The 14,096-nt window shown below is 67.1% G+C and carries 11 protein-coding genes; 3 read left to right on the top strand and 8 right to left on the bottom strand.

The genetic code is table 11. The features are described 5' to 3' along the window. Window positions 1–33: 33 nt before the first annotated feature. The 5 genes from BLT68_RS03140 to BLT68_RS03120 all read right to left on the bottom strand — a co-directional run bounded on the left by BLT68_RS03140 (window position 34) and on the right by BLT68_RS03120 (window position 7,943). Complete coding sequence (locus BLT68_RS03140) at window positions 34–1,443, bottom strand: aggregation-promoting factor C-terminal-like domain-containing protein (protein ID WP_050695149.1); 1,410 nt, start codon at window positions 1,441–1,443, stop codon at window positions 34–36. Window positions 1,444–1,539: 96 nt separating this feature from the next. Beyond that, window positions 1,540–2,667 (bottom strand): resuscitation-promoting factor, encoded by a 1,128-nt coding sequence (locus tag BLT68_RS03135; protein WP_074632783.1) that lies wholly within the window; start codon window positions 2,665–2,667, stop codon window positions 1,540–1,542. A gap of 218 nt (window positions 2,668–2,885) precedes the next feature. After that, on the bottom strand, window positions 2,886–3,797 hold the full coding sequence (locus BLT68_RS03130; RefSeq protein ID WP_074632781.1) for a TatD family hydrolase: 912 nt from the start codon (window positions 3,795–3,797) through the stop codon (window positions 2,886–2,888). A 44-nt stretch (window positions 3,798–3,841) separates the two neighbouring features. Further along, complete coding sequence (locus BLT68_RS03125) at window positions 3,842–4,426, bottom strand: DJ-1 family glyoxalase III (protein ID WP_074632779.1); 585 nt, start codon at window positions 4,424–4,426, stop codon at window positions 3,842–3,844. A gap of 115 nt (window positions 4,427–4,541) precedes the next feature. Beyond that, a complete protein-coding gene (locus tag BLT68_RS03120; RefSeq protein WP_074632775.1) occupies window positions 4,542–7,943 on the bottom strand; it encodes an ABC transporter ATP-binding protein/permease in 3,402 nt (1,133 codons plus the stop codon). Between the two features lie 211 nt (window positions 7,944–8,154). On the opposite strand from BLT68_RS03120, the gene BLT68_RS03115 reads away from it, so the two are divergent. Next, the gene (locus tag BLT68_RS03115; RefSeq protein WP_074632773.1) at window positions 8,155–8,727 is read left to right on the top strand and encodes a GNAT family N-acetyltransferase; all 573 of its coding nucleotides are present in this window, start codon (window positions 8,155–8,157) and stop codon (window positions 8,725–8,727) included. Between the two features lie 220 nt (window positions 8,728–8,947). Beyond that, the gene (locus BLT68_RS03110; RefSeq protein WP_083332354.1) at window positions 8,948–9,631 is read left to right on the top strand and encodes a methylated-DNA--[protein]-cysteine S-methyltransferase; all 684 of its coding nucleotides are present in this window, start codon (window positions 8,948–8,950) and stop codon (window positions 9,629–9,631) included. Here the strand turns inward: BLT68_RS03110 and BLT68_RS03105 are convergent. The 3 genes from BLT68_RS03105 to BLT68_RS03095 all read right to left on the bottom strand — a co-directional run bounded on the left by BLT68_RS03105 (window position 9,556) and on the right by BLT68_RS03095 (window position 12,923). Beyond that, window positions 9,556–10,878, bottom strand: a complete 1,323-nt coding sequence (locus tag BLT68_RS03105) for a YkvI family membrane protein (RefSeq protein ID WP_050695155.1) — start codon at window positions 10,876–10,878, stop codon at window positions 9,556–9,558. The genes BLT68_RS03110 and BLT68_RS03105 overlap by 76 nt on opposite strands. A gap of 122 nt (window positions 10,879–11,000) precedes the next feature. Further along, a complete protein-coding gene (locus tag BLT68_RS03100; protein ID WP_050695156.1) occupies window positions 11,001–11,732 on the bottom strand; it encodes a nitroreductase family protein in 732 nt (243 codons plus the stop codon). Window positions 11,733–11,876: 144 nt separating this feature from the next. Beyond that, entirely contained in the window at window positions 11,877–12,923 is a 1,047-nt protein-coding gene (locus tag BLT68_RS03095) for a threonine aldolase family protein (protein ID WP_050695157.1), read from the bottom strand. 268 nt (window positions 12,924–13,191) lie between these two features. Between BLT68_RS03095 and BLT68_RS03090 the strand changes: the two genes are divergently transcribed. After that, window positions 13,192–14,034 carry a class I SAM-dependent methyltransferase gene (locus tag BLT68_RS03090; RefSeq protein WP_074632770.1) on the top strand — a complete coding sequence of 281 codons (843 nt, stop codon included), beginning with the start codon at window positions 13,192–13,194 and terminating at the stop codon, window positions 14,032–14,034. Window positions 14,035–14,096 lie beyond the last annotated feature (62 nt).

Raw genomic sequence — 14,096 nt, 5'->3', positions numbered from 1 at the left:
TCGGGTAACGGGACACTGCCAACGATAGCACGCTCAGTACCAGCCAACCGCGTTCGAGTGCGCCCAGGCGGAACAGGGCGTGCCGTAGCGACCCTTGATGTAGCCGATACCCCAGTTGATCTGCGTGACGGGGTTCGTCCGCCAGTCGGCACCGGCCGAGGCCATCTTGGATCCGGGCAGCGCCTGCGGGATGCCGTACGCACCCGAAGAGGCGTTCTCGGCGTACGGGTTCCACTGGGATTCGCGGTTCCACAGCTGGATCAGGCACTGGTATTCGCTGGCGCCCCACCCCTGCGCCTCAACGAGCGGCTTGGCCAACGAACGCGGATCCTCGCCCGAGTAGTTGGAGGGCACGCTGCCAGACCCGGTCGAGCCTGCGTTGTTGGACTCAGCCTTGATGGCGGCAATCTCCGCCTTCGAGGAGATCGTGCCCAGCTTCGCGCGGTAACGCACCGAGGTGGTGCCGTTGGACTCCGTAGCCTCCTCAAGGGTGGCCTTGGGGTCGATACCCGCAGCGACGAGCGCGGCCGGGGTGGCTTCCTTGGTCCCCTCCGAACGCACCTGAGTGACGGGCTGGGACGTGGAGTGCTCGGTAATCGGCACCGAGGTCAGAACCTCGTCGCCGTTCTTTTCCTGCCACACCGTCCACGTGGTCACGCCCTTCGCGCCGAGCGTCGTGACCTGGGATTCGCCGACGAACATGTCGCTGCTGGTCGCGGTCGTTTCGTTAAAGGGAATCTCGACGGTCGCGGTGGCTTGTCCTCGGGTCACGCGACTGACGTTGATCGTGAGCTCACCGGTGGATCCATTCATCACGTTCACGCGGTCGAGGGGGTGGACCGACACGCCGGCTGCTTCGAGGATCGCGCGCGCGTCCTGGCCGGGCCGCGCTGCCACTTCGCGGCTGGTGCCGTCAACCGTGACGGCAACGTTGCGGGGCCGAGACACCAACGGGGTGAGCTCGTCGCGGGAAGCGGAACGGTCCGCGGCCAGCGTGATGGTCGAACCGAGCGGCGCCGCGTCGGCGAGGATTCCGTCGGCGGAAGAAGCGGTGGTCCACAGGGTGCGCGTCGCCCCGTCGACGGTGACCGCGTACGCCTTGGAGGTGCGAACGACGATGGTGTCGCCGTCGCGGACCGCCTCGCCGGTGCCGGGCTGAACCAGGTCGTTGTTGCCGACGCTCACACCGGCGACGCCCAGGGCATCGCCCACGGTGTTACCCCACAGGGCCACCGGTCGGGATACGCCATCCACCTCGACGATGACGGAGGTGTAGGAGGAGGCAACTCCGACTCCCGCGATACCGAGGACCCCCGCGGAGGCCAGGGCAGCTACGCTAAGGACCGCACGCGGAGAGGGCGCGAAGGATCGCAGGTGGGCGCCGAGGACGTGCAGGGCGCTGGCGGCGGAGGCGCTCAGGGAGGTGCTCAGATGGTTGCTCACGATTCTCCAGTTACTCGCTATCGGTACTGCTGGTCAGCTTAGCGCGACCGCCCGCGGGCGCGCCACGAGTGTGGCCGGCCCGCGGGTAATGTCACGTCAGACGAGGCCGAGCTTGTATGCGCAGCCCCACTGGCCCCAGCCGGAACGCTGCTGGAGCATGCGCGCCCGCATGGTCTGCTCCTCAGCCGAAGCGTCGGAGGGCAGGCCGGTGCCGCCAACGCTGCGCCACGTGGGCAGCGAGAACTGGTACATGCCGTAGTAGCCGTTGCCGGTGTTGGTGGACGGGTTGCCGCCGGACTCGCACTGGGCGATGGCCGCCCAGATGGCAGCGTCGTCGCCGGTGATGCCACCCGAACCGGACGAGGAGGAACCGGAGCGAGAACCGGAGGAATCCTGCGCCTTCTTGGGCTTCGTTCCCTTAGAAACGATGCGCGTCGCGGGTTCCGTGCGGGTCGTGGACACCACGGCGGAGACGGTCACGTTGCCGTCGATGGTCTCCTGATAAGCCTGCGTGGTCTCGCTGCCTGCCGCGCCTTCCTGCACGGTGGTTTCGGTGCCCTCTTCGGCCTCGGCATCCTCGCGTTCCTCGGTCTCGTAGGGGATCTCCGTCGTGGTGGTGACGTTGCCGCGCGCGACGCGGGCGACGCGCAGGGTGGTCTGGCCGTCATTGCTTTCCAGGGTGACACGGTCGATCGGACCGGCGGTTATGCCCGCCTTTGAGAGGATCGCGGTCGTGCCTTCGGCGGGCGAGGCAACGACGTCGGTGGTGTGTGCGTCGGCGACGACGTGGATGGTTTCGCCGCCCTCGCCGATCGGCATTTCGGCGCGCGTGTGGGAGCGGTCGGCGGCCATGGACGAGGAGGTGGCGGGCAGGGCGGAGAGCACGCCGGAGATCGACGAGGCCGTGGACCACGCGGTGGTTTCGTTTCCGTCGGCAGTCACGTCGTAGCGCGTCGCCGTGCGCACGACCACGGTGTCGCCGTTGGAGACGCTGTGATCGGCGCTGGGGGCAACGAGATCGTGGTCGCCAACATTTACCCCGGCGCTGCTCAGGGCGTCGCCCGCGGTGGTAAAGAAGCCTGACACGTCGCGGCTGACACCGTCTACTTCGAGGGTGACGTGGCGATAGGAGCTCCCGACGGCTGTGGCGGCGGTGCCGACCACCAGGAGGGCGGTTGCGGAGGCGACGGAAATGACGACTGTGCGGGAGGGCTTAACGCTCACGGGTCTCCAGACCTTGTAGGTTCCGCTTCGAGGCCGCACCCGACCATCCGCCGGCTGGGAGCGGCGCTGTTCGATGGGTAGCCCGAATCGGACTGACTCATCCACCGTAACCAATTTGTTACCGTTTCGCGACTACTTTGACGCAAGTCACGCGAGCGGAGAAGTCCGCCGAGCGGGTTCCGGCGCCTGAGCGACGCCCGAAAACCGGCGCTTTTCCCTCACCAGGAGCCGTAGACCGCCCGGGTGTTCGCCCGCAGCTGCTCGCACGCCGCTTCCTCGCTGACTCCCCACTGATCCGCGATAAAACGCACCGTGTGCGCCATGACGTAGGAGGCGTTGGGGCACCCGCGCCAGGGAGCCGGCGTCAGGTACGGGGCGTCGGTCTCAACCAGGACGAGTTCGCGCGGCAGGGCGGCCAGGGCCCGGCGCAGGTCCTCGTTCGCCGGATAGGTGATCGGCCCGGCAAACGATGCGAACCATCCGCGCCTGGCCAGGCGGGTGGCCATGTTGGCGTCGCCCGAAAAGCAGTGGAACACGATCCTCTGGTCGGCCCCGGCACTGTTCCCCAGGATCTCCAGCGTGTCCTCGTGTGCGTCGCGGTCGTGGATCTGCAGGGGCAGGTCCGCCGTCCGCGCCATCTCGATGTGGGCGCGGAAGGATTCTTTCTGAGCCTCGCGCCCGGGGTCCGCGGTACGGAAATAGTCGAGGCCGCTCTCGCCCACCGCCACGACCATCGGGTCGCCAAGGCGCGCCTCCACCGCGGCGAGCGCCTGGGTGAGGGGCACGTGGTGTTCCCGCACGGTCGGGGTCAATCCGTCGGGCGAAGGCTGCGCGCAGCCGGCGTGCAGGGCGGCTTCGTTCGGATGAATCGCCAGCGCCACGCGCACCCCCGAGTGGGAGCAGGCGAGTGTCAGCATGGGATCGAAGTCCGGCAGCTCGCACGCGCTCGAAATCACCCAGGGCACGCCGACGGCGCGGGCACGATCCAGCTGCTCCTCCAGGCTGAGCGCCACGCCGTCCGCCCTGGGGATCTCGCCGGCATGGGTGGGCAGGTGCGTGTGGTTATCCACCACGGGCGCCGCCAGGGGCGCGGGCACGTCAGGCCAGGGACGAGGCTTGCGCCGACTCATGCCAGTTGTGCTTCCTTTCGCGACTCATCGAGGACTTGGCCAGCTCAGAGGGGGCGCACGATCCCTCGGGCGACCTCACCGGCGGCCTTATCGCCCACGAGCACTCGGACGATCTCGAGGCCCAGCTCCAGCGAGGTGCCCGCGCCTCGGCTGGTCATCACCGCGCCGTCGACCACGACGGGCTCCTCCTTAACGATCGCGCCACCGGCGGCGATGGAGGCGATGAAGGCGGGGTTCGCGGTCGCGCGGCGCCCGTCCAGGACGCCCAGTTCCGCCAGGAAGGAGGGGGCCGCGCAGATCGCCGCGATGAGTTGGCCCGCGTCGGCGCGACGCAGCACCTCCTCCCGGATCGCGGGCGTGCCCTTGAGCCCCAGGGTGCCCGGCATGCCACCGGGCAGGAACAGCAGGGTGTAGGCGGACAGGTCCGCCTCCCCCAGCACGGCATCCGCGACCACGCGGATGCCGTGAGAGCTGGTCACGTGTCGCGCGTCGGTCACGGAGATCAGGTCTGCGCGCACCCCGGCGCGGTACAGGACGTCGGCGACGGCCAGGGCCTCCACTTCTTCGAAGCCATCCGCCAGCGTGATGGCGACGGTGGCGTCCGTGGCGAGCTTGTCGGGTGTGGGCATGATTCCTCTTTTCCTCGCGCCATATAAATATAAAAGGGCGTTGCCTTCAGCCTAGCGTAGGCCGCGGCGAAGGCGCGTCGGATCCGCGGCCGCCTCAGCGGCGGCGCGGCGCCCCTCACTCCGCGCGCAGCGCCTCGACGGGATCCTGACGGGAGGCCCGCGCCGCGGGGATGATGCCGGCGACGACGGTGAGGGCGATGGACACGGCGATCAGCGTCAGCGCCGTGAGCGGCGAGAGCTGAGCGATGTTCTCCACCTGGAAGGAGGCGGAAACAACCGCGTTGGCTATCGCGCACAGGCCGTAGGTGGCGCCCACGCCGATCAGGCCCGCCAACAACCCTTCGATGACGGTCTCCGCGTTGAATACGCGGGACACATCCCCCTTGGAGGCGCCGATCGAGCGCAGGATGCCGATCTCTTTGCGACGTTCGAGGACAGAGATGTAGGTGATGATCGCGATCATGATCGAGGAGACCACGAGCGAGATGGACACGAAGGCGATGAGCAGCCACGAGATGATGTTGACGATCTTGGTCACCGAGCTCATGAGCGCACCCATGACGTCGGAGTAGGCGATGACCTTGCCCGTCTCGCCGGCGGCCTTGTTGTCGGCGTTGTACGCGTCGAGCGCGGCCTTCACCCCGTCCTTGTCCGCGAAGGACTTCGGGTAGAGCGAAATGTTCGACGGCGACGCGATATCCGCCCACCCGAGTTTCTTCAGGTTCGTGTCCAGGGTCGGAACGTTCGTGGAAAACATGGTCGCCATCAGGGCAGCCAGAGATTTCTCGTCCACGTTCGCTTTAAAGGCCTGGGCCAAAGCTTCGGGGTCGATCGCAAAAGCGCTGGACAGGTTCGCGGCGAATTGCTCCATGGTCCTGCTCATCTGTTCCCCAATGGCGCCAGAAAGCTGCGTCATCATCGCACTCATCGCGCTCGTCATGGCTTCCTGCATGACCCGGCTGATTGCGGCGCTCACCCCCTGGATCAGGTTCGCGCCGAGTCGCGCGGCGATCTGCTGGGAGATCGCCTTCATGACCTGCGCGGACACCTCGGCCCCGATCCGAGACAGCGCCGGGTCGTTACCGAGCGCTTTCATCAGGTTGGCCGTCAGCTTTTCCGCGTCTATCACCTGGTCGGAGGTGATTGCCCTGCGCAGCTGTTCGATCACCTCGGGCTGGGAGAAGTACGCCGCGGCCAGGGTCGGGAAGTCGGTCGGACCGCCCTGTTCAATCTGTCGGCGCGCGTAATCCTGGAAGCCCTGGGCGATCTGCGCTGCCTGGGCGCTCAGGTACTCCGCAGCCCCTTCCTTGATGGCGCCGTCGGCCAGGGCCGAGCGGATGATCGTCGGGAAATCAACGTTCGCCAGCTGAGGCAGGTACTTGCTCAGGTCCCCGAGGTTAAGGTCGGACAGGTCCAGCCCCTCGCCCGACTGCGCGGCGAGGGCCGACAGGTCCAGGTTCGACAGATCCATGCCCGACATGTCGAGCTTGGAGAAGTCCAATCCGGAAAGGTCCATGCTGGAAAAGTCCATGCCCGACAGGTCCATCTGGAGCTTCGACGGGTCGATCCGGAAGGCGGCCTGCAGCTTTTCTTCGTCCACGGTGAACAGGGAGGACATGTCGAAGCCTTTGCCGCGGTTCTTCGAGCTATCGGCCAGCTCCTGAAAGGTCTTGCCCGTGAACACGTCCACCTCGGGTTTGGCCCGCTGATCCTTGACGATTGGGCTGGCCGCGGCCTCCTCGATGATCTGGTAGGTCAGGGCGGGCGTGTAGGCGAACCCCTGACGCAGCGCCCCGCCACGCGATGAGTTGGGCTTGACGATGCCGGAGATGGTCAGCTGCTGGCCGCCCTCCACGAGCTTCTTCATGTATTCCGTGTCAGAGGAATGATCGGTCCACACCTGGTAGTTCTCGTCCCACGTGTACTTGTCGAAGGCGTTAACGCGCCGGAACGTGGTGTTCAGGATCGTCGAGTAGTCGTAGGATCTCTCGCTCCCCTGCGCCGCGCCCGACTGGGTACCCGACTGGCCGGTGTTTCCCGACCCGACCGCGCCCGCGTAGTACTTGCGCATCAGGTCGTCGAACTCCTTGTGGTCCTTGAGCCCCAGCGTGTATTCGAAGATGTTCGGGACGTTGCCGTTCGCGTCCAGGACCATGACAATCTGGTTGGGCCCAGTCGGCCACGACCCGGCCACCACGTCGTACGCGGAGGAATACAACGAGGCCGTCGCGGGCATCTGGTAAAAGGCGTTGGTCTGCATCATGGAGGAGAACGCGCCCGCTCCGAAGCCTGCTTCCATCTGCGTCAGCGACTGGTCGGGGCTGACCTGGACGGTCGACTTGGAGGTGTCGGACTGAAAGATCTGCGGGACCACGTCGTAGGAGTACTCGGTCCCGTTCACCATCGCGTCGATTCCACCACCGCCATTGTCCAGGTAGGTCTTCAGCGATGCCAGGTCGTTCGTCTTTGCGTCCCGGATGCTGTCCGCGATGGTGCGCATCTGAGAGATGCCGACCTTGCCGTCGGGGGCACCCTTCGTATTCTTCGCGTCGTTATTGCCCATCGACAGGGCATCGGCCATGTCGAGGCCGCTCTTTCGGATCGTCAGAGGATAGGAGCCCAGGGTCTCCTCTTCGGTCTTCGCGATGTAAGCGTTCGTCCCGTTGGCCAGCGCCAGGATCGCGGCGATGCCGATGATGCCGATCGACCCCGCGAAGGAGGTCATCAGCGTGCGCCCCTTCTTGGTCATCAGGTTGTTGAACGACAGGGACAGGGCCGTCAGGAACCCCATCGACGTGCGTCGCACGGCCCTGGCGACGCGCCGGTCCTGAGCGGCAGGCGCGAAGGGCGCGGAGTCGGAAATGATGGCCCCGTCGGCCAGCTCAACGATTCGGGTCGCGTACTGGTGCGCCAGGTCGGGATTGTGGGTCACCATGATGACCAGGCGATCGTGCGCCACGTCGCGCAGCAGATCCATCACCTGGACGCTGGTCTTGGAATCCAGCGCCCCCGTCGGCTCATCGGCCAGCAGGATCTCCGGGTCGTTGATAAGCGCCCGGGCGATGGCCACGCGCTGCATCTGCCCGCCCGACAGCTGCGAGGGCTTCTTATGAACGTGATCCCCCAGGCCCACGCGCTCCAGGGCCTCCAACGCCCGCGCGCGGCGCTCCGAACGCGACACGCCCGAGAGGGTCAGGGCCAGTTCGACGTTGGAGAGCACGCTCTGGTGCGGGATCAGGTTGTAGGACTGGAAGACGAATCCGATTCGGTTGTTGCGGTAGGCGTCCCAGTCGCGGGCCTTGTAATCCTTCGTGGAGATGCCATCGATAACCAGGTCACCGCTTTGGAAACGGTCCAGGCCACCAATGACGTTGAGCATCGTGGTCTTACCCGAGCCCGACTGCCCCAGGACGGCCACGAACTCGTTGTCCCGGAAGGCGACGGAGACCCTGTTGAGCGCGACCTGCACCAGGTTTGCCGTCTCATAGGCCTTGACGATCCCCTTGAGTTCAAGCACGCTTCCTCCTCGCTCGCGTTTTCCCTGTTCACACCAGCCTAACCGAACGCGCGGTCGCATAAAATACCATTCTCACCAAACAACCCCCTGAACATACCCTGATTGTTCCCCACATGTGACCCTCCGTATCCGGGGAAAGCACCCGAAACACCGCCCGGCCTCATGGCCGTCGCGATCCGGGACCCATCGGCGAACGGGTACAATCTGTCCCATGACCGACCTCGCCCCAATCCCCGTGCCCGTCAAGGGGCCGATCACCGACAGGATCCGGGAGATCTACGAGCGTTCCTTCCCGGCCGAAGAGCGCATCCCGCTCCCCGACCTCTTCCAGGCGTGCGAAAAACCCGGGGTGTCCTTCGATGCGTGGACAAACGCCGCGCTCCCCGTCGAAGAGACCGGGGCAAGCCACGTCATCGGCCTGACTTTTTCCCTGGCCCTGCCGGACCTGTTTTTCCTGGGTTTCCTGGCGATCGACGGGCGCACGCGCGGCGCGGGCTACGGGTCGCGCATCCTCACCTACATCCGCGAGCGCCACCCGCACGTGCCCCATCTGCTCGAGATCGAACCGGTCACGCGCGAGGCCCCGAACTACCAGCAGCGCGTGCGCCGCCTGGCGTTCTACGAGCGCAACGGCTTTACGACGACGAACATGATCACCCACGAGGCCGGCCAGACCTACCGGGTGCTGGCCCGCGGGGGCGTGGTGTCCCCCGCCCGCTTGGAGGAGGCGCTGAACTCTATGGGGGGCGACCCCGCGTACGCCTCGAGGGTCACGACGGACTGAGGCGCCGACCGTGCCGGTCTTCGACGGTGCCTGCGGGTCGGTGCTCCCCTCGCCGTCGTCCCCGTTGACGCCGGCCACCGGCCCCGTTCCCATCGCGTTGCCCGGGGAAAGAGGAACAGCGGTGTTTTCCCGCGGGACCCCGGCGGCGTTCCCGTCTCATTTTGCGGCGCGGACGATTCCTGGACTCGCGCGGCACGCATCGCCGTGACAGTGTGGATCCATGCCCACTACGACCCCAGCCAGTTCAAACGTGACGCTGGCCGCCTACGATTCTCCGATCGCGCGCATCACCCTGGCGGCGCTCGACGGCGCCCTCGTGGGGATATGGGCGCACGGGCAGCGATTCTTCGGCCACCCCTACGGCGTCTGCCAGACCGAGGCAGCCTTGATGCCACCCCCGGGCTCCCGGTGTCAAGGGGAGGACGGCGGGCATGTGCGAGCAGAGGCCCGCGCAGGCGACGCGGCCGCGCTGAACGCCGCCGCGCTCTGGCTCGATGACTATTTTGCGGGCCGCAATCCCACCGTGGATCGCGTGCCCATCGCGCCACGGGGAAGCGATTTTCAGCGGCGCGTCTGGGCCGCCATGGGTTCCATCCCATACGGGACCACGCTCACCTACGGGCGCCTGGCGAAGCTCCTGCGCGAGGGCGGCGTGCTGGCGTCCCCGCGCGCGGTCGGCGGGGCCGTAGCACGCAATCCCCTACTGCTGATCCTGCCCTGCCACCGCGTCGTCGCCGCCGGCGGCACGGGCGGCTACGCTGCCGGAGCGCGGCGCAAACGGTGGCTTTTAGAGTTCGAGGCAGCCACTGCCTCGTCGAGTAGCGCCGCTCAGGATTCGCCGCGCTCAGCGCCGAGCGCCTCGGCGACCAGGGCCTCGTTGACGGGAAGCACGGCACTGACGTAGGCCGCGGCATCGTCTTGCGTGACGACGATTTCCTGGGCGATCGAGCTGGCGTCGCGGCGCAGTTCCACCCCGCCTACGACGGAGGCGCGAGCGAGAGTGCGCACCTGGGCGCGATGCTCGTCGGTGTATTCCAGCTCGTCGGCGTGCTTGCGCACCAGGACGCGAATCAGTTTGCGACGCAGGTTCTCCTCGCGCAAAACGGAGGACCGCTCGCGCAGCCACCCGAAGGCCAGGACCGCCAGGAGGGCGATGCCCAGGTAACCGATGATCGGGTACATGCCCCCGATGAGCTTCTTGAAGCCCATGAGCGAAGCCCCGTAGCCGACCAGGACCACGCCCGTGAGCACCAGGCGCATACGCGAGGTGGAACCGCCGGAAAAGCGGCGCGCCGTGGAGTAAAACAGGGAGAAGACGGTGTTGTAGATCAGCGCGAAAATGATGAGCGTGTAGACCAGGGCGAAGGCCGGATGGACGCTGCGCGCGACCTCCAGGGCCGGCACGTCCACGTCCCAGATGCGGTCCATGTTCAGGTACAGGCTCACAGCGTCGGCACCGATCACCAGGGCAATGATCGTGCCGCCGATGCGACCCGCGCGCCTGGCCTCACCGATGCGCAGCACGGACCCGCCCAGCACGAAGGCCATCGCGATGCCGTTGACGACGCACAGCGCGAAATAGTTGATCGTCGACAGCCACAGGTTCGGCAGCGCCGGGGTAATCCGGGTCGCGACGGCGCTCAGCTCGGACACGCCGGGGTGCGGGCGCGTCACCGAGTAGACTGTGAGGACCGCGATGGCACCGATGATCATGGGGGTGAAGACGCCGATGACCTGCATGATCCGGTCGAAGTCCAGGAAGGCCGTGAGGATCACCAGCGCGGCGCACAGGGCGCTGCCCGCCCACGCCGGCAGACCGAACTGCTGCTCAAGGTTCGCCCCGGCGCCCGCCAGCATCACGAATCCCATGGCGAATCCTGAGAACACCAGAACCGCGTCAATGATGCGCCTGAAGGCGGGGTGGGTAATGCGCTCGAACACCTCGTCGTGGTGGCCCGAACGGTAGTAGGAGCCCAGCTGCAGGGCAACGGCGCCGAAAATGACGTTGAGCACCCCCAGGGCCGCGATGCCCACCAGGCCGGGCGCCCCGAAGGACAGGAAGTACTGCAACAGATCCTGGCCGCTGGCCAGTCCCGCGCCGACGATGACGCCGACGTAGGCGAAGGCGACAGAGAGGTACCTCTGGGACACGTGGGGTCCTTCCGATTGCGAACAACTGCCGGGGCCGTAGCCCCACCCCACGGTAGCGCTCACCCGTCAGGCGGGCGCGTCTGTGCGTGATTGTTCACGAAAAGGTAAAGAATCCCGCCCGCTTACTTCCCTTCCAGGAGCTGGATGGGCGGCCGGGGCGCGGCCATCGAGTTGACGGGCGCACCCGCATCCGCGTAGCCCAGGGCAAAGCCGGTGATGAGCTTATAGTGCTCGGGGACCTCGAACTCGTCATCGACGGGGCTGCGCCACGTGGAGAGCAGCCCGACCGCGCAGGAGTCCACGCCTCGGGACTTGGCGGAGAGGAAGAGGGTCTGCAGCATGAAGCCCACGTCCATGGCGCTCCACGGCAGCATCTCTTCGTGGACGAACACGAAGCCCATGACGGGCGCATCGAAGGCGACGACGTTGCGGCGGTTAACGCGGTCGCGCCCCTCATAGTCGTGCCGCTCGACGCCGCAGATCCCGTAGAGGAGCTTGGCGACCTCAATCTGGGCCGGTCGCACCTCCTCCGGGTATCGCTTCCACACGGGGAAGTCGCCGTCCGGCAGCCCGCTGCGCTGATCCTTCGGGGCGGCAGCTGCGTCCTTGTTGCGCTGTGCTTCCAGGCTCTGGTCAAAGAGTCGCACGTATTCGGCGCGAAGGCGCCGCGCCCGCTCCCCGGTGGCCAGCGCGACGCGGAAGGCGCGGGTGTTGGACCAGCTGGGCGCGGTCGCCGCATCCGCGAGGATGGCCTCCAAAACGTCGGCGGGGATCTCGCGGTCTACATAGGCGCGGATCGACCTCCTGGACGATGCCAGGGCTGAAAAATCCTTCATCTCTTCGTTGAGTACCATGCGACCAGGATAGCCGCCGCCCGTCCCCCGGGTCAATGGTCCCGGTAGCGAGTGCGACGCGAGAGGGGCCGACGCGCCTTTGCCCGCGCGATAGCCCGGGCGGGGCCTCTGGTCGATTGGCCGCGACCAGAGCCACCTGCCTGCTCAGGCCAGCGCTTCCTCGAAGGCGGCCACCGCCTGTTCTAAGGTGGCCCAGGAGGTGCCCAGGCGAGCAAGCAGGCGCCCGTCGGGCAGCGTCTCCCAGATGCCGTAGCTAACCTTGCGGGACAGGCGATCGTGCCCGGCCTGGTCCAGGGCGACAAAGGTCAGGTTCGTGGGAGAGTTCATGGTAACGACGTACCCGGCGCGTATGAGGGAGGCGCGGATCCGCGCGGTGGCCTGGACCGCGGGCGCGCCGATCGTCAGGTAGAGGTCGTCCTCGAAGAGGGCCTCGAACTGGACGCCGAGCAGGCGCCCCTTTGCCAGGAGCGCGCCGTGCTGCTTCATCTGCGTGACGAACTGACGGATCGAACCACTGTTCGGAATGACCACGGCTTCGCCGAAGAGGGCTCCGCACTTGGTGCCGCCGATGTAGAACACGTCCGTCAGGCGCGCCAGGTCGGCCAGCGTCACGTCGTTGGCGGGCGAGGCCAGCGCGTATGCCAGGCGCGCCCCGTCGACGAAGAGCTTGAGGCCGCGCGCCCGGCACACGCGCGAGAGGCCCTCCAGTTCACGGCGTGTGTACAGGGTGCCGTATTCGGTGGGCTGGGAGATGTAGACCAGCGCGGGGGCGATCATGTGGTCGCGCGCGCCGTCGCCCTCCCACGCGGAGCAGATACGCTCTACGTCGGCAGCGTTGATCTTGCCGTCGAGGGCAGGAACGTCCAGGATCTTGTGGCCTCCGCGCTCAACGATGCCCGCCTCGTGCATGTTGATGTGGCCCGTGTTCGGGGCAATGACGCCCTGCCAGGGCAGCAGGATCGCGTCAATGACGGTCGCGTTCGTCTGCGTTCCGCCGACCAGGAAGTACACGTCGGCGTCGGGGGCCTCGCATGCGGCACGGATCAGGTCGCGCGCACGCGCGCAGTGGGCGTCGGTGCCGTAGCCGCTGGTTTGTTCCATGTTTGTCGCGACGAGGGCGTCCAGCACGCGCTGGTGTGCGCCCTCCTGGTAATCGCTGGAGAAATTGGGCAGCCCGGGAGAAAACGTCATTGCGCCATTATCGCACGCGCAGCGCTCAGTGGTTCCTGTTACACCGTCAGGACTGTTTGCCCCGCGGGGAGCGCGTTTCGCGCCCCGCCAGGCGCGCTCTCCCCGCGCCCGTCAGGCCGATGCCCCGTGCGCGTCACTGCTCCCGCTGCGCACGCGATCCCCGTTGCAAAGGCTCCGCTTTCCACGCGGATCGTCAATGGGGACGTAACATATCGGGAGTCGGGCGCCACCGCCCGGCCTGGACAGGAAAATCAAGGGGCACCGGCCAATGCCAACACGCAGCAGCAACCGCACAGACTCGAACAACCACGATTCCAGGGAATACTGGAATAAGCGAGCCGCCAGATTCACCCGCGTCGCCACCAGCGCCTACGAAAGCTGGCTCCTGGAACTCCTCGCGCTCGAGGAGGCGGACACGGTGCTCGACATGGGCTGCGCGACCGGCACGCTGGCGGTCCCCCTGGCGAAACGGGGCCACCGCGTGCACGCCTGCGATTTCGCCCAGGCGATGCTAACCATCCTCGACGAGCGCACCGCCCAGGAGCGCCTCCCCATTTCCTCGCACCTGCTCGCGTGGGACGACGACTGGGAGGCGGCGGGCCTGGGCGAGAACAGCGTGGACGTCGCCTTCGCCTCGCGCTCCCTGGTGGCCGATGGGGTGCAGGCCCACGTCACCAAGCTCGACCGGGCTGCCCGCTCGAAGGCGGCGGTCGTCGTGTCCGCCAGCGCCCTGCCCTCCTGCGACCCGCGCCTGCTGAACTACCTGGGGCGCGCCGCACGGAGGCCCCGCATCGTCCGGGACGTGGAGCGGGCGCTGTCGGCCATGGGCCGGGTTCCCTTCTCCGCGACCACCAGGACGTTTCGTCCGATGCGCTTCCCCTCTTTTGACGAGGCCCGGGCCGACCTGAGGCGCCTGGCTGGCCCTGAGCCCTTCACCGCGCGGGAACAGCGGCTTTTCGACGCCTACGCCGCGGACCATGTTGCGCGCGTGCCGCGCTCGGAGACTGACGATGCTTCTTCGGAGTATTGGACGCTGGACTACAGGCTTCCCGTGACCTGGACATTCATCGGCTGGCGCACGGACGGGGACCAGTGGGGGGAGGTGCGGTAGCAGCGGGGGCTGCGTGGGGCGCGACCGGGCGGGCCACCGCGCGCGGCGGAGAGGGCTCGGCG

The organism is Schaalia meyeri (assembly GCF_900105015.1).
Taxonomy (GTDB): Bacteria; Actinomycetota; Actinomycetes; order Actinomycetales; family Actinomycetaceae; genus Pauljensenia; species Pauljensenia meyeri.
This window is presented reverse-complemented; position numbering and strand designations above follow the sequence as displayed.

Bases quoted from the DNA above. Each gene is read 5' to 3' on its own strand.
- BLT68_RS03125 (WP_074632779.1), bottom strand. From the start codon at position 4,426: ATGCCCACACCCGACAAGCTCGCCACGGACGCCACCGTCGCCATCACG.
- BLT68_RS03095 (WP_050695157.1), bottom strand. From the start codon at position 12,923: ATGACGTTTTCTCCCGGGCTGCCCAATTTCTCCAGCGATTACCAGGAG.
- BLT68_RS03115 (WP_074632773.1), top strand. From the start codon at position 8,155: ATGACCGACCTCGCCCCAATCCCCGTGCCCGTCAAGGGGCCGATCACC.
- BLT68_RS03110 (WP_083332354.1), top strand. From the start codon at position 8,948: ATGCCCACTACGACCCCAGCCAGTTCAAACGTGACGCTGGCCGCCTAC.
- BLT68_RS03090 (WP_074632770.1), top strand. From the start codon at position 13,192: ATGCCAACACGCAGCAGCAACCGCACAGACTCGAACAACCACGATTCC.
- BLT68_RS03100 (WP_050695156.1), bottom strand. From the start codon at position 11,732: ATGGTACTCAACGAAGAGATGAAGGATTTTTCAGCCCTGGCATCGTCC.
- BLT68_RS03130 (WP_074632781.1), bottom strand. From the start codon at position 3,797: ATGAGTCGGCGCAAGCCTCGTCCCTGGCCTGACGTGCCCGCGCCCCTG.